Raw genomic sequence first — 25,797 nt, 5'->3', positions numbered from 1 at the left:
AAGAAGAAAGCATCCATGTCCTCTACACCCGCCTGTCCGCAATGCACTTTGGAAAACACCTACCCCGATGGCGACAACTTTGTGTGCGCCGACTGCGGCTTTGAATGGCCACATGCTGTTGCAGCCGCGGATGTTGAAGACAACGCAGTCGTCAAAGACTCCAACGGTCAGGTACTGCAGGACGGCGATGCGGTGGTGCTGATCAAAGACCTGAAAGTCAAAGGCAGCTCCACCGTGCTCAAGCAGGGTACCAAGGTCAAAAGCATCCGGCTGGTGGGCGGCGACCACGAGGTGGACTGCAAGATGGACGGTGGCAGCTTCATGCTCAAGGCCTGCTTCCTGAAAAAGGCATAAAAAACCGGGGCGCTTGCGCTGCCCCGGCTCTTCATGACTTGGCTGAATCAGGCCGCAACAGGCTCTGCCGCATCCACGTCCACCAGCCCCAAGCGGTTCACACCGCTGATCAGGGCTTTGACCGAAGCGGTCACGATGTTGGTGTCCATGCCCACGCCGAAGCGCTCGCCGCCCTTGCCGGTATCGCCGTTCGTAGCCACTAGCTCCAGGAAGGCACAGGCTTGTGCATCACCCGCGTCGGTGCTGGCTTTGGTGCTGCGCTCTTCATAGCTACGCACTTGCACCTTGACGCCAATCGTCTGCAAAGCGTGCACTGCTGCGTCGATGGGCCCATTGCCTTCACCGGTGATCAGCATGGGCTGGCCGTCCACCTCCACACCGATACGGATGCCCTGCACATGGGCTTTGCCGGCCTGGCCAGGGTGGTCAAACAGGTGGTGCTCCACATAGCGCACTTTGGCGTCAGCGGCGTTCAGGTAGGTGGCGTCAAACAGGTTCCAGATGTCTTGCGCGCTCATTTCGCCGCCATGGCTGTCGGTGTAGCTTTGCACCTCGCCCGAGAATTCCACCTGCAGGCGGCGCGGCATGACCACACCGAACTCGGCTTCCATCAAATAGGCCACGCCGCCCTTGCCGGACTGGCTGTTCACGCGAATCACCGAGTCGTAGCTGCGACCCACGTCGGCCGGGTCAATGGGCATGTAGGGCACATTCCACATCGCATCCGGGCCGGCCGCCTTTTGGGCGGCAAAACCTTTCTTGATGGCATCCTGGTGGGAGCCACTGAACGCGGTGAACACCAAGTCACCCACATACGGGTGGCGTGGGTGGATGGGTAACTGGTTGCAATGCTCGACGGTGCGGGCAATGGCGTTGATGTCGGAGAAATCGAGACCGGGGCTCACGCCCTGGGTGTACATATTCAGGGCCAAGGTCACAAGGTCCACATTGCCGGTGCGCTCGCCGTTGCCGAACAAGCAGCCTTCCACGCGGTCGGCGCCGGCCATCATGCCCAGTTCGGCAGCTGCCACGCCAGTGCCCCGGTCGTTGTGCGGGTGCAGGCTCAGGATGATGCTGTCGCGGCGCGCCAAATGGGTGTGCATCCACTCGATCTGGTCGGCATAGATGTTGGGTGTTGACACCTCGACGGTGGCGGGCAAGTTGAGGATCACCTTGTTGGAAGGTGTCGCGCCCCACTCGGCGGTGACGGCATCACACACTTCGCAGGCGAATTCGAGCTCGGTGCTGGTGAACACCTCGGGGCTGTATTGCAGCACCCACTCGGTCTCAGGCATGGTGGCGGTGATCTCTTTGATCAAGCGCACGGAGGACACGGCCAACTCTTTCACCTCGGGCTTGCTCATGCCGAACACCACGTCGCGGAAGACGGGGGCGGTGGCGTTGTAGACGTGCACGATAGCGCGGCGGGCGCCTTGGAGGGACTCGATGGTGCGGCGAATCAGGTGCTCGCGAGACTGAGTGAGCACTTCAATGGTCACGTCATCGGGCACATGACCACCAGTGATCAATTCACGTACGAAATCAAAGTCGGTTTGCGAGGCACTGGGGAAGCCGACCTCGATCTCCTTGAAACCCACTTGCAGCAGCGTGCGGAACATGCGCATCTTGCGCTCCGCATTCATGGGCTCAAAAAGGGATTGGTTACCGTCCCGCAGGTCCGTGCTCATCCAGATCGGTGGCTGGGTGATGCTACGCGTGGGCCATTGCCGGTTGGTCAGGTCAATGGCGGGGAAGGCGCGGTATTTGGTTGCGGGGTTGGACAGCACGGCAAAAACTCCTGAAGGGCATGACACCAATTTCTAGACTGGTATCGTAGCCCCGCAGGACCGGCAGCCAATTGCGTTGTTTGCCTTTATTTCAAAATACTTGGTGATTTATGCCAATAAATTAATAAATCCAGCAATCCAACTTAGGTTCAATCTAACGAAGGGCAATCAGTGATGATGGCCGTGGGCACCATGCACGTGTCCATGGGCGATTTCTTCTTCGCTGGCAACACGCACTTCCAGCACTTTCAGCGCAAATCGCAGTGTCTTGCCGGCCAGGGGATGGTTGCCGTCGAGGTGCACTTCAGGGCCCTTGATCTTGACCACAGTGAACACGATGGTTTGGCCATCTTCGGCACGGCCTTCCAGCTGACCACCAACCTTCACGCCCGGGGGAAACTGGGTTTTGGGAATGGTTTGCAACAGGCCTTCGTTGTATTCGCCGAAGGCATCGGCAGGGGCCAGCTCCACGGTGGTGGCGAAGCCGGCTGCTTGGCCTTCGAGTGCTTCTTCAATCTTTGGGAAAGTATTGCCGTAGCCGCCATGCAGGTAGGCGATGGGTTCCTGGCTCTGGTCCAGCAGTTTGCCGGTAGCGTCGGAAATCTTGAATTGCAGGGTGACTGCGGTGTTTTTAGTGATGTTCATGCCCCCAATTATCGTAAAAAGCCCTACCGGCTGTGCGCTGAGGCCACGGAGTGGCGACAAGCAGGGACGAAGGTGAAATAATTAGGGTATCTATCTACTCGGAATTTTTGACATGAGCGACGCACAACAACGCATTGACGAACTGGTGAAGTCCAACGACATCCTGCTGTTCATGAAGGGCACTGCCAGCTTCCCACAGTGCGGCTTCTCCGGCCGCGCTATCCAGATCCTCAAGGCCTGCGGCGTGGATACCAAGACCATCAAGACCGTGAACGTGCTGGAAGACGACGGCATCCGCCAAGGCATCAAGGAATACAGCAGCTGGCCCACCATCCCCCAGCTCTACATCAAGGGTGAATTCATCGGCGGCTCAGACATCATGATGGAGATGTACGAATCCGGCGAACTGGTGCAAGTGATCGGCGCCCAGGCCAATTAACCGCCTCCAGCGGTATGCTCGGCGCGAATGACCGGGCAACCGCAACCCCCATGAGGCTTGCAGGGAGTCTGCTGTGTCCAATCCCCGTCATGACGATGCGGAAGAGGCGACCGTACGAAGTCGCCGGGTCTTCCAGTTTGCACTGCTGGTGTTCATCGCCTTCAGCGGCACGGCAGCCCAGTACGGTCTGCAATCCCGCTGGGATGTAGTCCTATCCCTGGGCTTGGGAGCAGCGCTGATGCTCCCCTGCCAATGGCTCAACCACCGCGGGCACCACGAAGCTGCTGCCGGCATGGTGCTGTCGGTGGCCACCCTCTCCCTGTTCAGCATCATGTGGTTCAGCGACGGGCTGCGCGACTCCTCGCTCCTGGGCTATCCGGTCATTCTGATCGGAGCGGGTCAGCTATTGAAACCAAGACACTTCTGGATGCTGTTGACCTTCATGCTGGGGTGCGTGGTGATGTTGGGCCTGGGTACATTGAATGGTTGGCGCACGGGCATCACCTCCGGTACCGAGCTGGACCGGCTGACAGACAGCGTTTCCATTTTGCTGATTAATGGTTTTCTGATCTGGTTTCTGACCTACGACATGCAAAACGCATTGGTGCGACTACGGGCGCAGATTGCGCGTTTTCATGCCTCGGAAAAGAACCTGACCTATCTGGCACAGCACGATGGGTTGACGCGTCTGCCCAACCGCATACTGGGTAACGAGCTCCTGACCGAGGCGATGCGCGTAGCGGCCGAAGAGAAGAATCTGGTCGCCATGCTGTTTGTGGATCTGGACAACTTCAAAGACGTCAACGACTCCTTGGGGCATTCCGCTGGCGATGATTTTTTGGTGCAAGTGGCGCAGCGTTTGCGTGAATCGGTCCGGCAATCAGACATTGTGTGCCGGCAGGGCGGGGATGAATTTTTGATTGGTCTGACTGGCCTCCAACACCCCGATGCGGTGGCGAAAGTCAGTCAGGACATCCTGCAGAAGATGCAGGCCCCGTTTCAGTTGCGAGGCATAGAAGTGCTCGCTTCCTGCTCTATCGGCATCGCCCTGTATCCCCAACACGGCAACTCTTTCGACGAACTGATGCGGCACGCTGACCTGGCGATGTATCACGCCAAAGAAGCCGGGCGCAACACCTTCCGATTCTTCAGTGAAGACATCCGCAGCAGTGTGACGGAGAGCCTGCACCTGATTTCCAGCCTCCGGCAGGCCGTCACGCAAGAAGAGTTTGTATTGCACTACCAGCCGGTGTATGACCTGCACAGCGGCAGGCTGTTAGGGGCGGAAGCGCTGGTGCGCTGGCAAAACCCCAAGCTGGGTATGGTGTCACCCGGCTTGTTCATCACCTTGGCAGAAAAATCGGGCTTGATTGTGGACATCGGTCAATGGGTGTTGACTGAAGCCTGCCGGCAAATGCAGGCATGGCGGCAGCAAGGTGCGACGGACCTGTTTGTGTCGGTCAACCTGTCGCCGGTGCAATTCAGTCGGGGCAATGTGGAAGCCGTGATTGCACAGGCTCTACGGGAGACCGGTCTGGATCCGCGGCAACTGGAGTTGGAAGTGACGGAGTCCACCCTGATCCATGACACCGAGAAGTTCATCACCACGCTTGGCCGGATTCAGCACTCCGGCATCCGAATGTCCATCGATGACTTCGGCACCGGTTATTCCAACCTGTCTTACCTGCAGCGCTTTCCGGTGCATAAACTCAAGATTGACCAGTCGTTTGTACGCCGCTTGATGCAGGGACAAAAAGATGTGGCCATGGTGAGCGCCATCATTCACTTGGCCAAAAGTTTGCAGCTCACCGTGACCGCCGAGGGCGTGGAAAACGAAGCCACCCGGGAGGCCCTTACCCGCATGGGCTGCGATCAGGCGCAGGGCTATTTGTTCGCGCGGCCCATGCCTGCCAAAGACTTCGAGGCCTACTGGCTGGCCCGCCCTACCCTCACCCCGATTGCGGGCCAGGTTTAGCCTGCCCACTCCCAGTTGCGGCGGGCGCCGAGCACTGCGTTCGGATACGGGGCTTTGCCGCGGGAGCCGTTGTAGCGCCCCAGGGCCATAAACACATCGCCGCGCTCCCGCTCCAGGTAGTGGCGCAGGATCACACAGCCGAAACGCAGGTTGGTCTGCATGTGAAACAGCTTGCTGGCATCGCCGTCGCCAAGAACGCGGGTCCAGAACGGCATGACCTGCATGTAGCCGCGCGCCCCCACGCTGCTGACCGCAAATTTGCGGAAGTTGCTCTCCACCTGAATCAAGCCGAGTACCAGGGCCACATCCAGACCGGCACGCTTGCTCTCGTACCAGACCGTTTGCAGAAACTCCCGGCGCACGTCCCACTCAGGCTTTTTCTTCTTCAGACGCTCGCTCATGGCCCCCAGCCAGCGCAGGTATTTGAGGCGCGACTCGGTGTCCTGAAATTCAGGAATGGGCGGCGCAGAATTGGTAATGGCGGACGACAGAGCGGTACGCACTGAATCCACCAAAGGCTCCTCCACCTGCGCACCCGCCCATGCGCGTTGCTGCGAAAAACAGAGCAGCCCGCACACGACGGATAAGCGCTGCAGCCCGATTCGCCTTGAAACCAGCGAATCGGAGAGCGGAAGACTCATGCCTTGAGGCGGCCGAGCAACAGCGATGCGATCTCAGCCACGGGCACGCTGGTTGCGGCACTTTCACGGCGGTGCTGGTACTCCACCACGCCTTCTTTCAAGCCACGGTCGCCGATGTTCACGCGGTGCGGAACACCGATCAGCTCCCAATCCGCAAACATGGCGCCGGGGCGCTCATTACGGTCGTCGAGAATCACGTCAACACCCGCAGACAGCAGCTCTTCATAGAGCTTGTCGGCCGCTGCTTTCACATCAGGGAAACGATCCGGATTGATCGGGCACAAGACCACGGTAAACGGCGCCAACGCATCGGGCCAGATGATGCCCTTGTCATCGTGGTTCTGCTCAATCGCAGCGGCGGGCAGGCGGGTGATGCCGATGCCGTAGCAGCCCATCTCCATGAACTGGGGCTTGCCGTTCACATCCAGGAAGGTGGCGTTCATCGCCTTGCTGTACTTGGTGCCCAGGTAGAACACATGGCCGACTTCGATCCCACGCTCAATCGCCAGCACGCCTTTGCCGTCGGGCGAGGCATCGCCCTCCACCACATTGCGCAGGTCTGCGACCATGTCGGGTTCCGGCAAATCGCGCCCCCAGTTGACGCCCCGGATGTGAAAGCCTTCTTCGTTGGCGCCACAAATCCAGTCGGCCATGACCGTCACATCACGGTCAGCCACAATTTTGAGCGGCTGCTTCAGGCCAATAGGGCCCAGATAACCGGGCTTGCAACCGAAATGGTCTTCAATCTCACCCACGGTGGCAAATCGAAACTCGGCCAGACCCGGCAACTTGCCGACCTTGACCTCATTCATGTCATGGTCACCGCGCAGCAGCAAGAGCCAGACTTGGGTCTTCTTGACCACGCCGTGCTCATCTTTCTCGTCTGTCGCCAGAACCAAAGACTTGACAGTCGTATTCAGTGCCACACCCAACAAAGCAGCCACATCCTCACAGGTACTCTTTCCGGGCGTTGCTACTTTTTCCATAGCAGCTTGCCCAGACGCTCTGGGCGCTACAGGCGCCAATGCTTCTGCTTTTTCCATATTGGCAGCGTAGTCACTGGTCGGGCAATAGACGATGGCGTCTTCACCGGTAGCCGCAATCACCTGGAACTCTTCGCTCAAGTCGCCGCCGATAGCGCCGCTATCTGCTGCAACTGCGCGGTAGGTCAGGCCGAATCGGTCAAAGATGCGGCGGTAGGCCTTGGCCATGACCTGATAGCTAGCCTTCGCCGAATCCTGATCTCGGTCGAAGCTGTACGCGTCCTTCATGATGAATTCGCGTCCGCGCATCAAGCCGAAACGGGGCCGGCGCTCATCACGGAACTTTGTCTGGATCTGGTACAGGTTTTTGGGCAGCTGTTTGTAGCTCTTGATCTCTTGGCGGGCGATGTCGGTCACCACCTCTTCGCTGGTGGGCTGCACCACATAGTCGCGCTCATGGCGGTCCTTGATGCGAAGAAGCTCAGGGCCCATCTTGTCAAAGCGGCCTGTCTCCTGCCACAGCTCTGCCGGCTGAATCACGGGCATGGTCAGCTCAACAGCACCGGCACGATTCATCTCTTCACGGACGATGGCTTCGACCTTGCGGATGACCCGCAAACCCATAGGCATGTAGTTATAGATGCCGGCACCCAGCTTTTTGATCATGCCTGCGCGCATCATGAGCTTGTGGCTCACCACTTCGGCATCGGTGGGCGCTTCTTTCAGGGTGGAAATCAGGAATTGGGAGGCTTTCATGGGTCGCTCAGTGAACTACAGGGAACTCCAGACCTTGATGCTCCGCTTTCGCTGTGCATAATGAATGAAGTTTAAAAATTGGGGTTTGATTATGCTTGACCGGGACGGATTTCGACCCAATGTCGGCATCGTCCTGCTCAACCAGCGAAATCAGGTATTTTGGGGCAAACGCATACGCACGCATTCGTGGCAGTTCCCGCAAGGTGGCATTGACCGAGGGGAAACTCCCGAGCAGGCCATGTTCCGGGAACTCCATGAAGAGGTGGGCCTCCTTCCGGAGCATGTAAGCATTGTGGCCCGTACCCGGGACTGGTTGCGCTACGAGGTGCCGGACAGGTATGTGCGCCGCGATGCGCGGGGCCATTACAAAGGACAAAAGCAGATCTGGTTTCTGCTGCAGTTGGTCGGTCACGATTGGGACCTGAATCTGCGTGCTACGGACCACCCAGAGTTCGACGCTTGGCGCTGGAACGACTATTGGGTGCCGCTGGACGCCGTCGTGGAATTCAAGCGCGGAGTCTATGAGATGGCGCTGACAGAACTATCGCGTTATCTGCCTCGTCATGAGCCACGTAACCGTTTTTTGCGCCACGGCAGCGGACGCCAACGGGAAGTCGAGAGCGGCTTTGACCGGCTCCAACCCAACCACATGGAATTGCCTCCGGGCGCGTCGTTTGAACCGGACCCGGGCACGAATGTGCCCTCCACATCATGAATCACTTCAAGCGCTCAGTTGCAAGTCAAGTCTTGCTACTGGTCAGCAGTCTTGCCTGCGCACAGAACTCTTTGGACAACCCGGACTGGGTTGAGGAAAAGGAGCCTCCCGCACCCGCCTTTTCGGTCACCAAAGTTTTGCCTTTGGAAATGCCGAACTTCGTGACCGTCAAAGTAGGGATTGATCCCAACACGATTTACGTGGGCAATGACGGCATTGTTCGGTACGTGGCGGTCATGACCAATTCGACGGGGACGAGCAATGCGGTGTACGAAGGCATCCGGTGCCTGACGGGTGAGGTCAAAACCTATGCCCGCGCCGGCTCCAGTGGAACCTGGTCACAGGTAGCCAACCCGGTCTGGCGTGATCTGCTGGATAACATGGGATCACAACACCCCCGCATGTTCGCCAGGCAGGCAGCCTGCTATGCGCGTGTCGTAGTGAGTAAGCCTGACATCATCAAGGCACTTCAAACCGGCACGAAACCTGCAAATCAGAAAAACGACAACCCGGTGTAGCTCTTCAAACTGGTGAGGCTTAGCGGCTGAGCACCAGATTGTCCCGATGCAGCATCTCGGGCTCGGCGGCATAGCCCAATAGGCGCTCAAATTCGGACGATGGCTTGCGACACAGCAATCGAGCCTCTGCGCTTGCGTAATTGGCCAATCCGCGGGCAATTTCTTGGCCGGCCTCATCCCGAACTGCGATAACGTCGCCGCGAGAAAACTCACCTTCCACCTGGACCATGCCGATGGGGAGCAGGCTCTTGCCCTCGTCGCGCACCTTGGCTGCGGCACCCGCATCCACAATGACAGCGCCACGCATTTGCAGGTGATCCGCCATCCACTGTTTGCGGGCTTGATTTTTCTGGGTCTGTGCAATTAGCAAGGTACCAATCGCATCACCCTGGGTTAGCCGAATCAGTGCATCAGGCTCACGCCCCCAAGCAATGACGGTGGAAGCCCCGGAGCCGGCCGCACGTTTGGCCGCCAGAATTTTGGTGAGCATGCCACCGCGACCTATGCTGCTGCCAGCGCCACCCGCCATGAGTTCGAGCTTCGCATCACCTGCAGAGGCTTCGCTCACGAAAGTGGCAGATGCATCTTTGCGCGGATCGGCAGTGAACAAGCCCTTTTGGTCGGTGAGGATGACCAAGGCATCCGCTTCCACCAGGTTCGCCACCAACGCACCGAGGGTGTCGTTGTCGCCAAACTTGATTTCATCATTCACCACCGTGTCGTTTTCATTGATCACCGGGACTACACCCAGTTTCAGCAAAGTCAGCAAGGTAGAACGTGCATTGAGGTAGCGCTCGCGATCGGCCAAATCGGCATGCGTGAGCAAGACCTGTGCACTTCCCAAACCATTCGCTCGGAGCTTGGTCTCGTACATCTGCGCCAAGCCCATCTGCCCAACCGCGGCGGCCGCTTGCAGTTCTTGAACTGCCTTGGGGCGAGTGGTCCAGCCCAGCCGCTTCATGCCTTCGGCGATGGCGCCGCTGGACACCATGATGACCTCGCGTCCATCGCGAATCAAGTGCGCCAATTGCCTGCACCATTCACCGATGGCCTGCTCGTCCAGCCCACGACCATCATTCGTGACCAGGCTGGAGCCCACTTTGACCACGACACGCCGGGCATCGCGCAACACCATCGAACTGAATTTAGGGTTCATTTATGCTTGTAGCGCCCGTTATGTATGCGCGAGCAGCTATAAAAATAGGAGCAAATCAGGCAGCGGAATTACCATCGGGATCGGTAGATCCTGGTGCGAAGCGGGGGTCCACTTCCACGTGAGGCATTTCAGCAATCTGCTGCGCCTTGATGTGCTTGTAGATTTCTTTGATCAGCGGCTCGCAGCCTTCTCTGGTCAGCGCCGAAATTTCGAATACGGGGCCTTTGAACTTGTAGCGTTTCACAAAGTCCTTGATCAATGCCGCACGGTCATCTGTGGGCACCATATCCAACTTGTTCAGAACCAACCAGCGTGGCTTCTTGTACAACTCTTCGTCGTACTTTTTCAGCTCATTCACGATAGCCTTGGCCTGTGCAACAGTGTCTACGCCTTCATCAAAAGGCGCCATGTCTACAACATGCAACAAGAGGCGGGTACGCTGCAGATGGCGCAAGAACTGATGTCCCAAGCCGGCACCTTCCGCCGCGCCTTCAATCAGTCCAGGCAGGTCAGCAACCACAAAGCTTTGCTCAGGGCCCACGCGCACCACACCCAAGTTGGGGTGCAGGGTTGTGAAGGGATAATCCGCAATCCGCGGACGCGCATTGGAGACCGCAGAAATAAAGGTAGATTTACCGGCATTGGGCATACCCAGCAAACCGACGTCCGCCAGAACTTTGAGCTCCAGCTTCAGGTTGCGCTTCTCACCTGGCCAACCGGGCGTCTTCTGGCGCGGGGCGCGGTTGATCGCGCTCTTGAAACGCAAATTGCCAAAACCGCCATCACCGCCTTTGGCGATGGTGATGACCTCACCGGGCTGCAATAACTCAAACAGAACTTCACCGGTTTCCGCGTCGGAAATGATGGTGCCCACCGGCATTTTGAGCGTAATGTCATCGCCAGCTGCACCGAACATATCGGAGCCCATGCCGTGCTCGCCCCGCTTGGCGTCATAACGACGCGCAAAACGGTAATCCACCAGCGTATTCAGGTTGGGGTCTGCAACGGCGAACACATGCCCACCGCGGCCACCGTCGCCCCCGTTGGGGCCACCAAATTCTTTGTACTTTTCATGCCGGAAAGAGACGCAACCCGCGCCACCGTCTCCCGCGGAGATATCAATGTAGGCTTCGTCAACAAACTTCATGGTCGTACACCGAGGTTAGAAATGAAAAACCCCGCGCGAAGGGCGCAGGGTTTCTCGGGGGAGCCTGTGCAGTTTACGCTGCAGTAATGCTCACTGTGTGCTTGTTCAACGCACCCTTCACTGCGAACGACACTTTGCCGTCCACCAGTGCAAACAGGGTGTGGTCCACGCCCATGCCGACGTTGTCGCCAGCGTGGAACTTGGTGCCGCGTTGACGCACGATGATGGAACCAGCGCTGATCAATTCACCGCCGAAAGCCTTCACACCGAGCATCTTTGGCTTGGAGTCACGTCCGTTGCGCGTAGAGCCGCCGCCTTTTTTCTGTGCCATGACCTATTCCTTTAAGCCTTGATCGCGCCGATTTGCAGTTCGGTGAACTGTTGACGGTGACCTTGACGTTTTTGGTAATGCTTACGACGACGCATTTTGAAAATGCGCACTTTGTCGTGCTTTCCGTGGGAAATTACTGTGACCGTAACGGTCGCACCGGACACCAAGGGTGTGCCAACCTTCAGTTCAGCGCCGTTTCCGACTGCCAGAACCTGGTCGATCACGATCTCTTGGCCTACGTCCGCAGCAATCTGTTCTACTTTAATTTTTTCGCCAGCAGCAACACGATATTGCTTGCCGCCGGTTTTTATGACCGCGTACATGTTGACCTCTTCGACTAGGAAATTCTGCAAATGAATTTTTACAGAGCCTTGGAGTATAACATTTCGCCGTAATTCGTCAAAGCCTACTCTACCAGTGCAGGGGCAGAGAGCCATAGCCTCTCTATAATCGGGAAAAACAAACCGGTCCAACGCCTTGCAAGTCTCTACTCCTGCTTCTTCGACGGGTCTCTCCATCGTCGAACCCGACATGCGCGAAGTTGACAGGGTTATCGCCCAGAGATTGGACTCCGGCGTTCCCCTCGTTGGCAGCGTCTCCCAATATATCATCTCAGCTGGCGGCAAGCGTCTTCGCCCCGCCCTGTTGCTGTTGTGCTGTGGCGCATTGGGCTACAAGGGAGAGCAACGGTTCAACATGGCTGCAGTGGTCGAATTCATTCACACAGCGACCTTGCTGCATGACGATGTTGTTGACGACTCGGACCTCCGTCGCGGAGCGCCCACAGCCAACGCACGGTTCGGAAACCCCGCCAGTGTGCTGGTAGGCGACTTCCTGTATTCCCGCGCCTTCCAGATGATGGTCGATGCCCAAAGCATGCGCATCATGCAGGTGCTGGCAGATGCCACCAACATCATTTCCGAAGGGGAAGTGATGCAACTGATGAACATGCACAACGCAGCTCTCGATGAGGCGGGTTATTTGCAAGTCATTCGCTCCAAGACTGCCAAGCTGTTTGAAGCAAGCGCCCGTGTCGGCGCCATCTTGTCCCAAGCATCCGAAACCCACGAAGAAGCATGTGCCGAGTTCGGCCAAGCCATGGGGACCGCATTCCAAGTCATCGATGACGTGCTGGACTATGCAGGTGACGCCACAGTCATGGGCAAGAACCTGGGCGACGACCTGCGCGAAGGCAAAACCACACTACCGTTGATTGCAGCCATGCAACGTGGCACCGAGTCTGAGCGGAGTACGATCCAAACCGCAATCGAAACCGGCGACCTCACCATGCTGGAGGCGGTTGTAGCCATTGTCAGAAATACCGGTGCACTCGACGTCGCCAAAGCTTCTGCAAGGTCTGAAGCGGCTCGCGCTATTGAAGCCGCAAAGCGCCTTCCTACAAATGAATACTCAGAGTGCTTGATAAACTTGGCGACACAGTTGCTTGAGCGCAACCACTGAGCTTTCCAGCGGCGCGCTTGCTCACTCGGGGTGTGGCCTAGTCCGGTAAGGCGCTTCGTTCGGGACGAAGAGATCGGAGGTTCGAATCCTCTCACCCCGACCATGTTTCGGCGTATAAAAAAAGGGGCTTGCCGTTTGGCAAACCCCTTTTTTGTGTCGGAAGCGTACTTCTTAAGCGGCTTTTTGCTTGCGCCGGCGGGCGATAGTACCCATCACACCCAAACCTGCCAGCAACATGGCATAGGTTTCTGGCTCGGGCACTGCTGTTACCGTTGCTCCAGCAACCTTCCAGCTTTCGTCACCAATGCTTTGACCGCTGCCATTGAGATACCCGATGGGGGTGTAAGCGAAGGTAATCGTGTTATTGCCTGCGTTCAGCGCTACGCCCACGCCGGAAAAAGACACAGACCCTCCGTTACCGGAGATAGCTACGCTGTTGCCGTTGCTGTTGACAGCAGTACCTGTACCAAACCATCCGGATGATCCACCGCCACCGAGGTTGAACGCGCCCCAACCCACTGCGGTGCCATTCACCGATAACTTGAACACGTCAGCGTACTCGTTGAAGCCGTCGACAGTGTTAAAGCCCTTTAGGACAAAGCTCAAAGTGGCAGCAGGATCAGCGGCTACTGAGCTGAAAGACCAGCTGTAAGTGGCTGGAATTGCCAAAACAGAGGATCCTGTTGTGGTGTAAGTCGCTGCATTGGCGCTGATGGCAGAAAAAGCGATTGCTGTTGCCAGCAAAGTTTTTGTAAATTTCATATGTTCCCTTGAGCTCCTGCGGCAACAGGCCGCTGGTTACTTCGATTATCAAATTCTTTGCAAAAAATGTAGATAGCCCATCCGGACTACCCCATACAGCAACGCAATAGTCAAAAAAAAGGGCCTGACCAATGCCAGACCCTTTTATTGAAAATCAAACCGTTCAAACAGCTTTGTTACGGCGGCGAGCAATCGCTCCCATCACACCCAAACCAGCCAAGAGAAGAGCATAGGTTTCGGGCTCGGGTACCGCAGTCACGGAAATGTTATCCAAAGATCCGCCGTAAGAATCTGACTTGCCCAAGGCATAAAACGCCAACACCGCATGACCAGAGTTACCCAAGTTAATGACGCGGGTGAACTTCTGCCAAGCGTTGCCGGAACTACCGCCAGCCACGCCATCCAACACTACAGACTGGAAGCTTTCGCCGAATGACACACCGATGTCATTGCTTCCTGCTTCAGTGCCTGGACGCGCAGAATAGTAAAAGCTCAGTTCCACCAAGCCGGTCGCAAAAATGGTTTGGGCAATACCGCTGTTGCGGTTGGTATCCAGCTCAACGAAATTGCTTCCGTTTTGCGCTCCACCGGACACGTTATTGCGCAACTCAACGGTGGGCAATCCGGTCCAACCGGGCAAGCTGCTGTACGTACCCCAAGTGCCCGAGTTTTGAACTGTGGCTTCAAAACTTCCGTTAGTCACAAGGTTAGTGTTGGTGGCCGCTTGTGCACCAACACCCGCCATACCGATCAATGCAGCTGCAAAAAAATTCTTCAGTTTCATGACAATCCCCGTTGTGTTGGCAAGCAAACGACCCACCGCCCCTTTATTTTCTTCTGCCTCGTGGTTTCTACCTATAGCCCATCCGGACTAAGCTCAAGTGAATCCACAAGAAAAAAGAGAAAGGCCAGTCCCAAGACAGGCCTTTCTGCTGAAGCAGCCAGTGATCAGGCTGCTTTGCTGCGGCGACGAGCTATCGCCCCCATCAAACCAAGACCAGCCAACAACATGGCGTAGCTTTCGGGTTCTGGAACAGCAGTCACCTGGGCAGAGGAGATCCCCCAAGCTTCGTCCTGAAAGGATTGGCCGCCATTGTTGGCATAGCCGACTGGCGAATAGCTGAAGGTAATGTTGTTGATACCTGCATTCAGTGCAAAGGTAACACCGGAAATGGTGGTGGTGCCACCGTTGCCGCCAATCGAAGTGCCAGTGTTGCTAGTTACGGCAGTACCCGGACCTGACCAGGCAGAAAATCCACCACCGCCCAAGTTGAACGAGCCGCTACCGATTTCGGTGCCGTTGATTTTCAAGACGAAGAAGTCGGCATAGGTATTCATCCCGTCCAATGTGCGGTAGCCATCTATGACAAAACCCAATGTCGCAGCCGGGTCGGCCGCCACGGAACTGAATGACCAGTTGAAGGTATTCGGGTTGAGCAACTCGCCCGAACCTGCCGGCAGACTGTAGGTCGCAGCGTTTGCGCCGAATGCTGTCAGTGCAACAGCAGCGGCGAGAATAGACTTTTTAAATTTCATTACATCCCCTAGTTTCCACAGCCCCATGCTGCGGTAACCGAATTATCAAATTTCCACCGGACTCGTGAGATAGACCAATCGGACTACCCGAAGCTCCAAAATGTGCAAAAAGTCACACTATCGGCCGTACACATCCTCAAATCGGACAATATCGTCCTCACCCAAGTAGCTTCCGGACTGCACTTCAATCATCTCCAGAGCCAGCTTTCCGGGGTTTTCAAGCCGGTGAGTAGTACCCAGAGGGATGTAGGTGGACTCATTTTCAGAAAGCAACACGGTCTTATCACCCACCGTCACCTTGGCGGTACCACTCACCACAATCCAGTGTTCCGCACGGTGGTGGTGCATTTGCAGTGACAAGGCCGCACCCGGCTTGACCACAATGCGCTTCACCTGAAAGCGTTCACCATGGTCAATGCTGTCGTACCAGCCCCAAGGGCGGAACACCTTGCGGTGCGCCTGCCCCTCACTGCGACCAGCTTGCTTCAAGCGGTCCACAATTTTCTTGACGTCCTGGGTCTTGTTCTTGTGAGCAACCAGAATGGCGTCGGCCGTTTCCACAACGATCAGATCATCCACGCCCACGCATGCAATCAAGCGCCCTTCCGACAGAGCCAGCGTATTTCGACTGTCCTGCATCAGCACATCGCCTTGCGCAACGTTGCCAGCATCGTCTTTCGGCAGCACATTCCACAGCGCCTCCCAGGCGCCTACGTCCGACCAGCCTGCAGCTAATGGAATCACCACGCCCACCGGCAACCCCGGAGCTGCTGCACCATTCTGGCCGGCGAGGCGCTCCATGACCGCGTAGTCAATCGAATCACTTGGGCATGCGCTAAATGCCTCTTTACCCACGCGCACAAACTCGCCATCGGTCTTGCCTTGGCTCCACGCCATTTCACAAGCTTTGGCAATATCTGCCCTGCATAACTCCAATGCAGCAAGCCACACCGATGCCTTCATCATGAACAAGCCACTGTTCCACGAGTAAGTGCCCTCGCGCAAGTAGCCTTGTGCGGTTTCCAAATCAGGTTTTTCCACGAAGCGCGCGATGCGCTTGGCGTCACCCGCACCGAAAGCCTCGCCAGACTGGATGTATCCGTAACCGGTTTCCGGCGCATCCGGCGTGATACCGAAGGTCACCACCGCGCCATCTTGGGCCAGAGCAGCACCTTGGATCACGACAGCCTTGAAAGCTGCCACATCCATGATCACATGGTCCGCAGGCATCACCAGCAAAACCGGATCTGCTCCGTTTTTGATAGCTGCTCGCGCAGCAAGAGCAAGCGCTGGAGCGGTATTCCGCCCTAAGGGCTCCAAAATGACAGAGCCCGGCTTGCCCATCAGCCGCATTTGCTCCGCGATCACAAAACGATACTCTTCGTTGCACACCACCATAGGCGCTGCAAGTTCAGCTCCTTGAATTCCGTCCACACGGCGGATCGTGGCCTGTAACAAAGAGTCATCGCCTATCAAGGGCAACAACTGCTTGGGATACTTCTCACGCGAGAGCGGCCACAAACGCGTACCGGAACCTCCGGATAAAACTACGGGTTGAATCAACATAAAAACTTTCAAAGATAAAAATCAGGCCCGGGCATCACCCCAACGTAAGCGGGAGGCATCGTCCCCGGCGTACAGGGTTTCTCCATGTCGGTTCACGCAGTAAAGGCGGGACACAATCATTTCGTGGAAATGCATGTCCGGTGCAATTCGGGTGTACTCAAACAAAATACCCCGGGTAATGCGAGCGCCTGACCGAATCACGCTTCCATGTCCGATCCAGGCCGGGCCAATGATGGTTGCGCCCTCTTCAATCTTTACGCTAGAGCCGATATACACCGGCCCTTCAATTTTCACCTTGTCCCAAGGGATGCTGGTGTTCAGCCCCACCCACACACCAGGCTTCACCTCCTTCCCAGGCATGGGCATGTTTTCAACCTCCCCCTTGAGCACGCGCTGCAACACCGTCCAGTAGTCGCTCACACGCCCGATATCAATCCAGTGGAAGGGCCGGTTCTGCACATAAAACGGCGAGCCATCCTGGGCAAGCTGCGGGAAAAGCTCTGACCCGATGTCGTACACCTTGCCCTTAGGCACTTTTTCCAAAATCTCAGGTTCAAAAATGTAGATGCCAGTGCTTGCCAACGTAGATTTGGCTTCTTCCGGCTTAGGCTTTTCCTGGAAAGATTGAATACGACCCTCACCATCCGCCACCACTACACCGTAGTTTTGCACCTCTTCCAAGGGCACATCCAGTGCTACCACGCTGGCAAGAGCGCCTTTGGCTTTGTGCTCGGCAATGGCCGCAGTGATGTCCAGGTCAATCAAGGCATCGCCACACAAGACCAGCGTCGTGTCATCGAAGAACCCGCTGAAATCCTGAATCCGGCGCATCCCACCCGCAGATCCCATCGGCCTGGGCAGGATGTCACCATGCTCGCGCACGCCTTCGTACGAGTAGGCAATCTCCACACCCCAGCGACTGCCATCGCCGAAATACTGTTCGATACGCTGGTGGTGGTACGCCACGTTCACAATGATCTCGCGAATCCCGTGCCGGGCCAGATGCTCAATCAAGTACTCCATTACCGGCTTGCCCAAAATGGGCACCATCGGCTTGGGCAGATCTTTGGTCAGCGGGCGAACCCGTGTCCCTTGGCCTGCAGCCAGAATCATTCCTTTTGCCACTTTTTTCACTCCCTAATTTTTTACGGGGCATCGCCGCAACAGCAATATTCAGGCCGTCAAAGTTACCTGCTTGCATAGGTCTCCACCCCCGTCAAAGTGTAAGACGAACCCATTAGTCCATTCGGACTAACAACAATGACTCTACCCAAAACCGCGCTGACTTTCTGTCATTGCCGAGTCACTGAAAAGCGCCAGATTCACCGAGTCAAAACGTAAGTCTGCAGCTCGACTGTGCGCCAGCGCACGCATAACGAATGTCCTAAAAAAAATTTTCAAAAATGTGCATTTGTTCACATTGTTTGTTGCGAATAGCACCAATGACTAGAAATTCACCCGTTTGGGGGATATGCGGGTCCGAATGGACTACGTACCATCGCGCACTTGTTACCAAATCAGCAATAACCCTTAGTTATTTTGTTACCTGCCATGTCTTTTCTGCCCTCGCTTTCCTCCGAGGATCTCCATCACTACCACCGTGTGGTCACCCACTCGGTGGAGGTGCGCAGCCATTTCGACATGCTGATCTGGCTGCAAGGCGACATGCAAAAGTACCTCCCCCATGACATCCTGATCGCGGCTTGGGGCGACTTTTCTACCGGTGCAGTACAGCACGACATCATTTCCGCCATGTCCGGAGTGCGCTCCCACGCCTCGCACACCGAGCCACTGACCCCCTTGTTGACCCGCTTGTTCGCCCGATGGGCTGAGTTCGGCAAAAAGCCCTTCAGTCTGAATGCCGGTCAATCCGGCTTCTCCATGGAGGACGCTGGCCTGAAAAGTGCATTGGGCGGTGCGCTGCTCAAAATGCGCTCGGCAACGGTGCATGGCATCACTGATGAGCGTGGCAGCCACGATTGTCTATACGTTGTTTTCAGTACTCAGGAACACTTCACCGAAAAAGAACGTAGTGCCATGGCCATGGTCCTGCCCTATATCGACACCGCCTTGCGCCAGGTCGAACATCTGCCGCACCAAGCGCCTGGGCAGGTAATCGCCCCCGTCACCTACACCAATGGCAACTTGCCCACCGAAGCTGACGTCCTCACCGAACGGGAGGCCGAAATCCTGAAGTGGGTCGCCTTGGGCAAAACCAACCCCGAAATCGGCAGCATTCTGGAAATCAGTGCATTCACCGTCAAGAACCACATGCAGCGCGTCTTCAAAAAACTGGACGTCTCCAACCGTGCCCAAGCAGTGGGCAAATTCCGCGCCTGGGTTAACCATGTCTAAAGCCCACGTTACCTTTTCCGCCGCTGAGTTCAACCGCGGCCACGAACATGCCTCCATGGGGCGCGATAACCTTCTGGGCATTCTCGAATCGTGTATCTGCCCTGCTGCCCTGGTGGGTTCACTCTGGGTGCTTGCCTTCTTGTTTGAGGGGGACGTGCCCCCTGCCTACCTGCTTTTGGCAGTCTTGACCTTCGCCCTTACATTCCCCGGCGAACCACGCTTGCAAGCATCCAAAGCCGGCAGCCTGCTTGACATCGGCTTCAACTGGGTCTGGATTGCCGGGCTCCTGGGTGTTACCGGCTTTGCAACCGGCTACATCCGCCAGTTCGACCAACAGGCCCTCGTAGCCTGGTTATGGGTGGCGCCCATTACTGAAGTTGCACTTACCTTGGGTCTGCGCATGGCTGCGCCCGCCATCATCAACCTGCAGGGTGCCCGCCAGCGCGCACTGATTGTGGGCATGAACGAGCAGGGCCTTGCCCTAGCCAGCAAGCTCAAAAGCTCTCCGTATTCCAGGGTAGAGCTCGCAGGTTTTGTGGACAGCCGCAGCACCGAACGCTTGAGTGCCGGTGCCACTTACCCCCTCCTTGGCAAACTCGACCAGCTGGCTGCGATCGCCAAGAACGACCGCATTCAGGTTATCTACTTGTCGCTGCCCATGGCCTCCCAGCCCCGCATCTTGCAAATCCTGGACGAGCTCAAAGACACCACGGCCTCCATCTACTTTGTGCCCGACATGTTTGTGACCGACCTGATCCAGGGTCACCCCAGCGCAGTGTGCGGTATGCCGGTTATCTCGGTCTGCGAAACACCCTTTCGCGGTGCCAACGGCATGGTCAAGCGCTTGAGCGACATTGTTTTCTCCATCGGCATACTCACGCTCATCGCCCCGGTGCTGCTGGCCATCGCCCTGGCTGTGAAGTTCACTTCCCCTGGCCCGGTCATTTTCAAACAGCGCCGCTACGGGCTCGATGGCGAAGAAATTCTGGTCTACAAATTCCGCTCCATGAGTGTTACCGAAGACGGTGGCGTGGTCACCCAGGCCAAAAAGAACGACAACCGTATCACCCCCCTGGGTGCCTTTTTGCGCAAAACCTCGCTGGACGAGCTACCCCAGTTCATTAACGTTCTGCAAGGCCGGATGAGCATCGTCGGCCCCCGCCCGCATGCCGTGGCGCACAACGAGCTGTACCGCAAACTCATCAAAGGCTACATGGTTCGCCACAAGGTAAAACCCGGCATTACCGGCTGGGCGCAGGTCAATGGCTACCGTGGTGAAACCGACACCCTGGACAAAATGCAGGGCCGTATTGACTACGACCTGGATTACCTGCGCAACTGGTCTTTGCGGCTGGACATTCACATCATTCTGCGCACCGTGCGCCTGGTCGCCAAAGACCAGCAGGCTTACTGAACCATGCGCACCTACACATCACTATTCACAGCGGCTCTGACGGCGCTTGCAGCCTCACAGTTACAGGCACAGCAGGACCCGCTGACCTTGAGCGCCGGCTACACGATGCAAAGCGACAGCAACCTGTTCCGCCTGCCATCCAACGCAAACGTACAGGCCCTCACTGGTCAAAACAGTGCTGCCGAGACCATTGGTGTCACCACCATAGGCATCGGGTTCAACACGCGGCAAAGCCTTCAAACCCTGTCAGTCAATGTGAACCTTATTGACTACCAGTACCAGAAGTTCAACTATCTGAGCTTTACTGCCAACAACTACAACGCCAACTGGCAGTGGGCCATTACCCCCACCGTCACGGGCACGCTAAGTACGGACCGCAAAGAAACGCTCAACAGCTTTGCAGACTTCACCGGCTACCGCCAGCGCAACCAACGTCTGGACACCACCACCCGTTTCGACGCCACCTACCAGCTCGATGGCCCATGGCGCCTGATTACCGGCGCTAGCACTACCCGCCAGGAAAATCAGTTGGCCCAAGTCACGGGCAGCGACTTCACCAGCAATGCTGTAGATGCTGGTGTGCGCCACGTATTTGGCTCCGGCAGCTCCATCAGCTACCAGATGCGCATCGGCAAAGGCGCCTACCTCAACCGCGTGGTACCCAACGCCAATGCACAGGACGATCAATACACCCAGATTGACAACGACCTGCGCCTGCGTTGGGACTTGGGCGGCGGCACGGCTGCCAACGCCAACCTCACCCACATCAAACGCACCCACCCACGCTACGGCCAGCGTGATTACAGCGGGTTTAACTCTGGTGCGGGTTTGGACTGGGCACTGAGCGGTAAAACTAGCATCAACCTCGCCTACAGCCACCTGCTGGAGGCTTATGCGGCCACAAATAGCAACTACAGCAGCACCGACCGCATCAGCATCGGGCCTGTCTGGCAGCTCAGCCCCAAAGTGGGCGTACGGCTGAAGCACGAGTGGGCCCAACGCAGCTACCTCGGCAGCCCAACAGCCGGTTTGAGCAGCAACCGCCAGGACACCACCCGCGACACCACCCTCTCGGTGAACTGGCAACCGCAAGACAAATTGGCACTCAGCGCCGCACTGCAAACCGCAAGCCGTGGTGTGAACCAATCCGGACTCGACTACGACAGCACCATGCTGTTTCTCACCGCACAACTTACCTATTGAGTGAATCACATGATGAAAAACACACGCTTTACCACTACGCTCCTGGCCGCCGCCATTGCCCTCACGCTGGTGGCTTGCGGAGACAAAGATGGCAAAAAGGTTGCCACCCAAGTCGCTGCCAAGGTTGGCAGTGAAGAAATTTCGGTGCACCAGATCAACCAGGTGCTCAGCCGCACCAACACCAATGGCGCCAGCCCCGAGGCGGTGCAGGCCATGGGCAAAGAAGTGCTCGAAAAGCTTATCGACCAGCAACTCGCCGTCGACCAAGCTACTGAGAACAAACTCCATCGTTCGCCCGAAGTTGTTGCACAGATTGAAGCCGCACGCCGCGACATTCTGGCTCGCGCCTACATCCAGCAAATCAGCGCCGGCATTACCAAACCCACTGCCGACGAAGCCAAAAAATACTTTGCTGAACACCCCCAGCTGTTCAGCGAGCGCCGGATATTTAATGTGCAAGAGATCGTGGCTCCCAATGCGCCCGGCGTTGCTGACCTTTTGAAGAGCCAAGTGGCCAACGGCAAGAGCCTTGAAGAAATTGCCGCCGCCCTCAAAGGCAAGGACATCCAGTTCAATGGCGGCAGCGCCACCCGCTCAGCGGAGCAGATTCCTCTGGATGTGCTACCAAAAATTCACGCGCTCAAAGATGGGCAATCCACCGTGCTCGAAGCACCACAGGCCATCACTGTGGTTCGCGTAGTGTCATCACAATCTGCATCGGTCAGTGAAACAGCGGCGTTGCCCCGTATTGAGCAATTTTTGACGAATCAACGCGCTGGCGAAGCTGTGGCAGCCAACATCAAACAACTGCGCAGCACTACCAAGATTGCCTACATGGGCGAATTTGACAAAGGTGCTGCCGCAGCCACCGCGCCTGCAGCCCCTGCACCAGATGCTGCTGCCACCGACGATAAAACCAAGTCCGTCATCGAAAAAGGCGTATCTGGCCTGAAGTGAGTCGCCACACCGAATCACCGTTGCCCGACTCCACACGCATACCCAACATCATGAAAAAACTGATCACCCTGTTTGCCACCGGCCTGCTTGCCCTGTGCAGCTTGGCCGCCCACGCGCAAGACGGCAAGGCCGACTACCCCCTGGGCGCGGGCGATACCATCCGCGTGCAGGTCTTCCAGAACCCCGACCTCACCATTGAAACCCGCGTATCCGAGAGCGGCATCATCACCTACCCGCTGATCGGCGCAGTACCGCTGGGTGGTCTGTCTGTTGCTGCTGCTGAGAAAAAAATTGCCGATGCCCTGCAGACCGGCGGCTTTATCCAAAAGCCACAAGTCAACATTGCGCTCATCCAGATCCGCGGCAACCAGGTCTCTGTGCTGGGCCAGGTAGCGCGCCCCGGCAGATTCCCTCTGGAAACCGTGAACACCCGCCTGAGCGACATGCTGGCCAACGCAGGCGGCGCCACCTCAGCGGGTGATGACGTGGTGGTGGTAACCGGAGTGCGCGATGGCAAGGTCTTCCGCAAAGAGATCGATATTCCATCCATCTTTTTGAACGACAAAGCTCAGGACAACCTGCTGCTGCAAGGTGGCGACACCATTTATGTGCACCGCGCACCGGTGTTCTTTATTTATGGCGAAGTGCAGCGCCCCGGCTCTTTCCGCATCGAGCGCGACATGACCATCATGCAAGCCCTGGCCCAAGGCGGCGGCCCCAACGCCCGTGGCTCAGAGAAGCGCCTGCGCCTGCACCGCAAGCTGGCCAACGGCACCGTGCAACAGATCGAACCCCAGCTCACCGACGCCGTGCAGGCCAATGACGTGCTTTACGTCAAAGAAAGCATCTTCTAAAGAAGGCACCTGACCATGTCACTCCAACAATTTCTGCTCATCCTGCGCGCACGCTGGAAGGTGGCGCTGCTCGCCTTCATACTGACCGTGGCTACCACCGTCACCGTGAGTCTGCTCCTGCCCAAGCAGTACACCGCTAGTGCTGCCGTGGTGGTAGACGTCAAATCCCCCGACCCTGTGAGCGGCCTCATGTTGCAAGGCATGATGGCCCCCGGCTACATGTCTACCCAAGTAGACATCATCAACAGCGACCGCGTGGCCCAAGCAGTGGTGAAAAACCTGGGCATGGAAAGCAGCCCCGCCATTCAGGCCCAATGGCAAGAGGCGACCCAAGGTAAAGGTCAGCTGCGTGATTGGCTGGCCACTCTGTTGCAGAAAAACCTTGACGTCAAGCCCAGCCGCGAGAGCAACGTTATCAGCATCAACTACACAGGCACCAACCCCGAGTTTGCAGCCGCTGTGGCCAATGCATTTGCCCAAGCGTATATGGATGTGAACCTGGACTTGCGCGTAGCACCCGCCCGCCAGTTTGCTGCGTTCTTTGAAGAGCAAACCAAGGCCGCCCGCGGCAAGCTAGAGGCTGCGCAGCAAGCCCTGTCGGACTACCAGCAAGCCAACGGCATTACCTCTGCCGACGAGCGCATGGACTTTGAGACCACCAAACTCAATGAAACCAGCAGCCAGCTCACCGGCGTGCAAGCCCTGACGACCGACAGCCAAAGCAAACGCCAAAGCACCAAGGCAGACACCATTGCCGAAGTCATGCAAAGCCCGCTGATCAATGGCCTCAAAGCCGACATTGCCCGCCTGGAGGCCAAGTTGAATGAGTCCAGCGGCAACCTGGGCAAAAACCATCCACAAATTCAGCGCACAGAGGCAGAGCTAGCCACCCTCAAGGCCCAGCTGGATGCAGAAACCCGCAAGATCACCGCCTCCATAGACACCACTTACCAAGTGGGCAAACAGCGCGAAGCCCAGTTGCAAGGCGCCTTGGCCACCCAAAAGGCCCGCGTGCTGCTGCTGAACAAGCAGCGCGACGAGCTGAACGTGCTGCGCCGCGATATTGAATCCGCACAACGCGCGTTTGAGATCGTGAGCCAACGCGCCTCGCAAACCAATATCGAAAGTCAAACCAACCAAACCAACATCGCGGTACTTAACCCTGCCAGCCCACCGCCCGATCCATCCAAGCCACGCGTACTTTTGAACGTTCTTGTGTCCATTTTCCTAGGCACTCTCTTGGGTGTTGGCTTGGCTTTGGTGCTTGAGTTGATGAACCGCAAGGTCCGCTCGACCGACGACCTGGTGGAAGCGCTGGAGCTGCCCGTGCTGGGCGCCATCAGCTCCGCATCGGGCATGTTTAAACGCACCGCCATTGGAGTACGCGCATGAACGACAACACCAAAACCATTGGTGACATTCTGGTAGCCACCGGTCGCCTGAGCCAGGAAGACGCTGTCCGCATCGTCGAGCGCCAGCGCAAAGACCAAGTGCAGTTCGGCGAAGCCGCCCTAGCACTGAAGGTGCTGAGCAAAGACGATATCGACTTTGCCCTGAGCAAGCAGTTTGACTACTCGTACCTGAGCGACCAGGACCAAAGCGTCAGCCCCGAGCTGGTGGCGGCCTATAAACCATTCAGCCGTGTAGGTGAGAACCTGCGCGCCGTGCGCAGCCAGCTCATGTTGCGTTGGTTCAACACTGACCCTGCCCGGAAGGTCATGGCCATTGTGAGCCCGGGCAATGGAGAGGGCCGCAGCTTTGTAGCCGCCAATCTGGCCATTGTGTTTGCCCAGCAAGGCGAGCGCACGCTGCTGATTGATGCCGACATGCGCTCCAAACCCGAGCGTAGCCAAAACAGCCTGTTCAAGCTAGGCAAGAGTGCCGGCTTGTCTGCCATATTGGCTAACCGCGCAGGCTTGGAAGTGGCACAGCTCATCCCCGGCCTGCCCGGCTTGGCAGTGCTGCCGGCCGGAGCCACGCCCCCCAACCCGCAGGAGCTGCTGGGCCGCCCCGCCTTTGGCGACCTGCTGCGCGTTGCCAGCCAACAATTTGATGTGATCATCATCGACACGCCTGCTGGCGCCGAATTTGCAGATGCCGAAATCACCGCCGCACGCGCAGGTGCTGCTTTGCTGGTGGCACGCAAGAACACCAGCCTGGTGCCGCAAGCCACCCAGTTGGCTCGGCGCCTTCAAGACAGCAGCGTGGCCTTGGTAGGTTCAGTACTGAACGACACATAGTG

General features: G+C 57.2%; 26 protein-coding genes and 1 tRNA gene. 14 read left to right on the top strand and 13 right to left on the bottom strand.

What is annotated here, in order from left to right; translation table 11 throughout:
• The first annotated feature begins 15 nt into the window (after positions 1 to 15).
• Positions 16 to 354 (top strand): zinc ribbon domain-containing protein YjdM, encoded by a 339-nt coding sequence (locus ACOAP0_RS14505; RefSeq protein WP_498376971.1) that lies wholly within the window; start codon positions 16 to 18, stop codon positions 352 to 354.
• Positions 355 to 401: 47 nt separating this feature from the next.
• Here the strand turns inward: ACOAP0_RS14505 and leuA are convergent, their stop codons facing one another.
• Both leuA and ACOAP0_RS14495 read right to left on the bottom strand, forming a co-directional pair.
• A complete protein-coding gene (gene leuA, locus ACOAP0_RS14500; RefSeq protein WP_498376970.1) occupies positions 402 to 2,141 on the bottom strand; it encodes a 2-isopropylmalate synthase in 1,740 nt (579 codons plus the stop codon).
• A 168-nt stretch (positions 2,142 to 2,309) separates the two neighbouring features.
• Positions 2,310 to 2,786 carry an FKBP-type peptidyl-prolyl cis-trans isomerase gene (locus ACOAP0_RS14495; RefSeq protein WP_498376969.1) on the bottom strand — a complete coding sequence of 159 codons (477 nt, stop codon included), beginning with the start codon at positions 2,784 to 2,786 and terminating at the stop codon, positions 2,310 to 2,312.
• A 112-nt stretch (positions 2,787 to 2,898) separates the two neighbouring features.
• On the opposite strand from ACOAP0_RS14495, the gene grxD reads away from it, so the two are divergent.
• A complete protein-coding gene (grxD, locus tag ACOAP0_RS14490; RefSeq protein ID WP_087496578.1) occupies positions 2,899 to 3,225 on the top strand; it encodes a Grx4 family monothiol glutaredoxin in 327 nt (108 codons plus the stop codon).
• Between the two features lie 73 nt (positions 3,226 to 3,298).
• Entirely contained in the window at positions 3,299 to 5,200 is a 1,902-nt protein-coding gene (locus ACOAP0_RS14485; RefSeq protein ID WP_481874472.1) for a putative bifunctional diguanylate cyclase/phosphodiesterase, read from the top strand.
• On the opposite strand, the gene ACOAP0_RS14480 is transcribed toward ACOAP0_RS14485, so the two are convergent.
• Together ACOAP0_RS14480 and ACOAP0_RS14475 are read right to left on the bottom strand one after the other, a co-directional pair.
• Positions 5,197 to 5,841 carry a lytic transglycosylase domain-containing protein gene (locus ACOAP0_RS14480; protein WP_498376968.1) on the bottom strand — a complete coding sequence of 215 codons (645 nt, stop codon included), beginning with the start codon at positions 5,839 to 5,841 and terminating at the stop codon, positions 5,197 to 5,199. The two genes, ACOAP0_RS14485 and ACOAP0_RS14480, sit on opposite strands and share 4 nt — an antisense overlap.
• Positions 5,838 to 7,580: a proline--tRNA ligase gene (locus tag ACOAP0_RS14475; protein ID WP_498376967.1), complete on the bottom strand. Its 1,743-nt coding sequence runs from the start codon at positions 7,578 to 7,580 to the stop codon at positions 5,838 to 5,840. Before ACOAP0_RS14475 ends, ACOAP0_RS14480 begins: the two co-directional genes overlap by 4 nt.
• A gap of 91 nt (positions 7,581 to 7,671) precedes the next feature.
• Between ACOAP0_RS14475 and ACOAP0_RS14470 the strand changes: the two genes are divergently transcribed.
• Both ACOAP0_RS14470 and ACOAP0_RS14465 read left to right on the top strand, forming a co-directional pair.
• Positions 7,672 to 8,295 (top strand): RNA pyrophosphohydrolase, encoded by a 624-nt coding sequence (locus ACOAP0_RS14470; RefSeq protein WP_087497404.1) that lies wholly within the window; start codon positions 7,672 to 7,674, stop codon positions 8,293 to 8,295.
• Positions 8,292 to 8,813 (top strand): CNP1-like family protein, encoded by a 522-nt coding sequence (locus ACOAP0_RS14465; RefSeq protein ID WP_498376965.1) that lies wholly within the window; start codon positions 8,292 to 8,294, stop codon positions 8,811 to 8,813. Before ACOAP0_RS14470 ends, ACOAP0_RS14465 begins: the two co-directional genes overlap by 4 nt.
• 19 nt (positions 8,814 to 8,832) lie before the next feature.
• On the opposite strand, the gene proB is transcribed toward ACOAP0_RS14465, so the two are convergent.
• From proB to rplU, 4 genes are all read right to left on the bottom strand, one after another.
• On the bottom strand, positions 8,833 to 9,969 hold the full coding sequence (proB, locus tag ACOAP0_RS14460; protein WP_087496573.1) for a glutamate 5-kinase: 1,137 nt from the start codon (positions 9,967 to 9,969) through the stop codon (positions 8,833 to 8,835).
• A 55-nt stretch (positions 9,970 to 10,024) separates the two neighbouring features.
• Positions 10,025 to 11,116: an Obg family GTPase CgtA gene (cgtA, locus tag ACOAP0_RS14455; protein ID WP_087496572.1), complete on the bottom strand. Its 1,092-nt coding sequence runs from the start codon at positions 11,114 to 11,116 to the stop codon at positions 10,025 to 10,027.
• Positions 11,117 to 11,189: 73 nt separating this feature from the next.
• On the bottom strand, positions 11,190 to 11,447 hold the full coding sequence (gene rpmA, locus ACOAP0_RS14450; protein WP_087496571.1) for a 50S ribosomal protein L27: 258 nt from the start codon (positions 11,445 to 11,447) through the stop codon (positions 11,190 to 11,192).
• An 11-nt stretch (positions 11,448 to 11,458) separates the two neighbouring features.
• Positions 11,459 to 11,770 carry a 50S ribosomal protein L21 gene (rplU, locus tag ACOAP0_RS14445; protein ID WP_087496570.1) on the bottom strand — a complete coding sequence of 104 codons (312 nt, stop codon included), beginning with the start codon at positions 11,768 to 11,770 and terminating at the stop codon, positions 11,459 to 11,461.
• A gap of 208 nt (positions 11,771 to 11,978) precedes the next feature.
• Between rplU and ACOAP0_RS14440 the strand changes: the two genes are divergently transcribed.
• Complete coding sequence (locus tag ACOAP0_RS14440; RefSeq protein WP_498391517.1) at positions 11,979 to 12,908, top strand: polyprenyl synthetase family protein; 930 nt, start codon at positions 11,979 to 11,981, stop codon at positions 12,906 to 12,908.
• A gap of 26 nt (positions 12,909 to 12,934) precedes the next feature.
• Positions 12,935 to 13,011: transfer RNA gene (locus ACOAP0_RS14435), tRNA-Pro, on the top strand.
• Between the two features lie 68 nt (positions 13,012 to 13,079).
• Here the strand turns inward: ACOAP0_RS14435 and ACOAP0_RS14430 are convergent.
• From ACOAP0_RS14430 to ACOAP0_RS14410, 5 genes are all read right to left on the bottom strand, one after another.
• Positions 13,080 to 13,670 (bottom strand): FxDxF family PEP-CTERM protein, encoded by a 591-nt coding sequence (locus tag ACOAP0_RS14430; protein WP_498376963.1) that lies wholly within the window; start codon positions 13,668 to 13,670, stop codon positions 13,080 to 13,082.
• A 163-nt stretch (positions 13,671 to 13,833) separates the two neighbouring features.
• Positions 13,834 to 14,454 (bottom strand): FxDxF family PEP-CTERM protein, encoded by a 621-nt coding sequence (locus ACOAP0_RS14425; RefSeq protein ID WP_498376962.1) that lies wholly within the window; start codon positions 14,452 to 14,454, stop codon positions 13,834 to 13,836.
• Positions 14,455 to 14,618: 164 nt separating this feature from the next.
• Complete coding sequence (locus tag ACOAP0_RS14420; RefSeq protein ID WP_498376961.1) at positions 14,619 to 15,233, bottom strand: PEP-CTERM sorting domain-containing protein; 615 nt, start codon at positions 15,231 to 15,233, stop codon at positions 14,619 to 14,621.
• Positions 15,234 to 15,323: 90 nt separating this feature from the next.
• Positions 15,324 to 16,772 (bottom strand): mannose-1-phosphate guanylyltransferase/mannose-6-phosphate isomerase, encoded by a 1,449-nt coding sequence (locus ACOAP0_RS14415; RefSeq protein ID WP_498376960.1) that lies wholly within the window; start codon positions 16,770 to 16,772, stop codon positions 15,324 to 15,326.
• 21 nt (positions 16,773 to 16,793) lie between these two features.
• Positions 16,794 to 17,897, bottom strand: a complete 1,104-nt coding sequence (locus tag ACOAP0_RS14410) for a nucleotidyltransferase family protein (RefSeq protein WP_498376959.1) — start codon at positions 17,895 to 17,897, stop codon at positions 16,794 to 16,796.
• A 426-nt stretch (positions 17,898 to 18,323) separates the two neighbouring features.
• Here ACOAP0_RS14410 and epsA point away from each other — a divergent pair, with 426 nt between their 5' ends.
• The 7 genes from epsA to epsG are packed head-to-tail and all read left to right on the top strand — an operon-like array spanning position 18,324 to position 25,795.
• A complete protein-coding gene (gene epsA / locus ACOAP0_RS14405) occupies positions 18,324 to 19,127 on the top strand; it encodes an XrtB/PEP-CTERM-associated transcriptional regulator EpsA (protein WP_498376958.1) in 804 nt (267 codons plus the stop codon).
• Entirely contained in the window at positions 19,120 to 20,541 is a 1,422-nt protein-coding gene (locus ACOAP0_RS14400) for an undecaprenyl-phosphate glucose phosphotransferase (RefSeq protein WP_498376957.1), read from the top strand. Before epsA ends, ACOAP0_RS14400 begins: the two co-directional genes overlap by 8 nt.
• 3 nt (positions 20,542 to 20,544) lie before the next feature.
• Positions 20,545 to 21,744, top strand: coding sequence for an XrtB/PEP-CTERM-associated polysaccharide biosynthesis outer membrane protein EpsL (gene epsL, locus ACOAP0_RS14395; RefSeq protein ID WP_498376956.1), 1,200 nt, complete (start codon positions 20,545 to 20,547; stop codon positions 21,742 to 21,744).
• A 9-nt stretch (positions 21,745 to 21,753) separates the two neighbouring features.
• Entirely contained in the window at positions 21,754 to 22,701 is a 948-nt protein-coding gene (locus ACOAP0_RS14390) for an EpsD family peptidyl-prolyl cis-trans isomerase (protein WP_498376955.1), read from the top strand.
• A 50-nt stretch (positions 22,702 to 22,751) separates the two neighbouring features.
• A complete protein-coding gene (gene epsE, locus ACOAP0_RS14385; RefSeq protein WP_498376954.1) occupies positions 22,752 to 23,555 on the top strand; it encodes a polysaccharide export protein EpsE in 804 nt (267 codons plus the stop codon).
• 15 nt (positions 23,556 to 23,570) lie between these two features.
• Complete coding sequence (epsF, locus tag ACOAP0_RS14380) at positions 23,571 to 24,947, top strand: chain length determinant protein EpsF (RefSeq protein WP_498376953.1); 1,377 nt, start codon at positions 23,571 to 23,573, stop codon at positions 24,945 to 24,947.
• Positions 24,944 to 25,795: a chain length determinant protein tyrosine kinase EpsG gene (epsG, locus tag ACOAP0_RS14375; protein ID WP_498391443.1), complete on the top strand. Its 852-nt coding sequence runs from the start codon at positions 24,944 to 24,946 to the stop codon at positions 25,793 to 25,795. Before epsF ends, epsG begins: the two co-directional genes overlap by 4 nt.
• The last annotated feature ends 2 nt before the right edge of the window (positions 25,796 to 25,797 follow it).

It is taken from the genome of Curvibacter sp. Hmag1.1 (genome assembly GCF_059769165.1).
Note: the sequence above shows the minus strand (reverse complement) of the source record. Positions and strands in the feature narration are given on the sequence as shown.

Excerpts from the sequence above, each read along its gene's own strand:
- ACOAP0_RS14505 (WP_498376971.1), top strand. The coding sequence starts at position 16 with ATGTCCTCTACACCCGCCTGTCCGCAATGCACTTTGGAAAACACCTAC.
- ACOAP0_RS14425 (WP_498376962.1), bottom strand. The coding sequence starts at position 14,454 with ATGAAACTGAAGAATTTTTTTGCAGCTGCATTGATCGGTATGGCGGGT.
- ACOAP0_RS14495 (WP_498376969.1), bottom strand. The coding sequence starts at position 2,786 with ATGAACATCACTAAAAACACCGCAGTCACCCTGCAATTCAAGATTTCC.
- ACOAP0_RS14470 (WP_087497404.1), top strand. The coding sequence starts at position 7,672 with ATGCTTGACCGGGACGGATTTCGACCCAATGTCGGCATCGTCCTGCTC.
- ACOAP0_RS14420 (WP_498376961.1), bottom strand. The coding sequence starts at position 15,233 with ATGGGGCTGTGGAAACTAGGGGATGTAATGAAATTTAAAAAGTCTATT.
- ACOAP0_RS14430 (WP_498376963.1), bottom strand. The coding sequence starts at position 13,670 with ATGAAATTTACAAAAACTTTGCTGGCAACAGCAATCGCTTTTTCTGCC.
- ACOAP0_RS14480 (WP_498376968.1), bottom strand. The coding sequence starts at position 5,841 with ATGAGTCTTCCGCTCTCCGATTCGCTGGTTTCAAGGCGAATCGGGCTG.
- ACOAP0_RS14465 (WP_498376965.1), top strand. The coding sequence starts at position 8,292 with ATGAATCACTTCAAGCGCTCAGTTGCAAGTCAAGTCTTGCTACTGGTC.
- rplU (WP_087496570.1), bottom strand. The coding sequence starts at position 11,770 with ATGTACGCGGTCATAAAAACCGGCGGCAAGCAATATCGTGTTGCTGCT.
- ACOAP0_RS14440 (WP_498391517.1), top strand. The coding sequence starts at position 11,979 with ATGCGCGAAGTTGACAGGGTTATCGCCCAGAGATTGGACTCCGGCGTT.
- epsF (WP_498376953.1), top strand. The coding sequence starts at position 23,571 with ATGTCACTCCAACAATTTCTGCTCATCCTGCGCGCACGCTGGAAGGTG.
- epsA (WP_498376958.1), top strand. The coding sequence starts at position 18,324 with ATGTCTTTTCTGCCCTCGCTTTCCTCCGAGGATCTCCATCACTACCAC.
- ACOAP0_RS14415 (WP_498376960.1), bottom strand. The coding sequence starts at position 16,772 with ATGTTGATTCAACCCGTAGTTTTATCCGGAGGTTCCGGTACGCGTTTG.
- ACOAP0_RS14390 (WP_498376955.1), top strand. The coding sequence starts at position 21,754 with ATGATGAAAAACACACGCTTTACCACTACGCTCCTGGCCGCCGCCATT.
- cgtA (WP_087496572.1), bottom strand. The coding sequence starts at position 11,116 with ATGAAGTTTGTTGACGAAGCCTACATTGATATCTCCGCGGGAGACGGT.
- epsE (WP_498376954.1), top strand. The coding sequence starts at position 22,752 with ATGAAAAAACTGATCACCCTGTTTGCCACCGGCCTGCTTGCCCTGTGC.
- epsG (WP_498391443.1), top strand. The coding sequence starts at position 24,944 with ATGAACGACAACACCAAAACCATTGGTGACATTCTGGTAGCCACCGGT.
- ACOAP0_RS14475 (WP_498376967.1), bottom strand. The coding sequence starts at position 7,580 with ATGAAAGCCTCCCAATTCCTGATTTCCACCCTGAAAGAAGCGCCCACC.
- epsL (WP_498376956.1), top strand. The coding sequence starts at position 20,545 with ATGCGCACCTACACATCACTATTCACAGCGGCTCTGACGGCGCTTGCA.
- ACOAP0_RS14400 (WP_498376957.1), top strand. The coding sequence starts at position 19,120 with ATGTCTAAAGCCCACGTTACCTTTTCCGCCGCTGAGTTCAACCGCGGC.
- grxD (WP_087496578.1), top strand. The coding sequence starts at position 2,899 with ATGAGCGACGCACAACAACGCATTGACGAACTGGTGAAGTCCAACGAC.
- rpmA (WP_087496571.1), bottom strand. The coding sequence starts at position 11,447 with ATGGCACAGAAAAAAGGCGGCGGCTCTACGCGCAACGGACGTGACTCC.
- proB (WP_087496573.1), bottom strand. The coding sequence starts at position 9,969 with ATGAACCCTAAATTCAGTTCGATGGTGTTGCGCGATGCCCGGCGTGTC.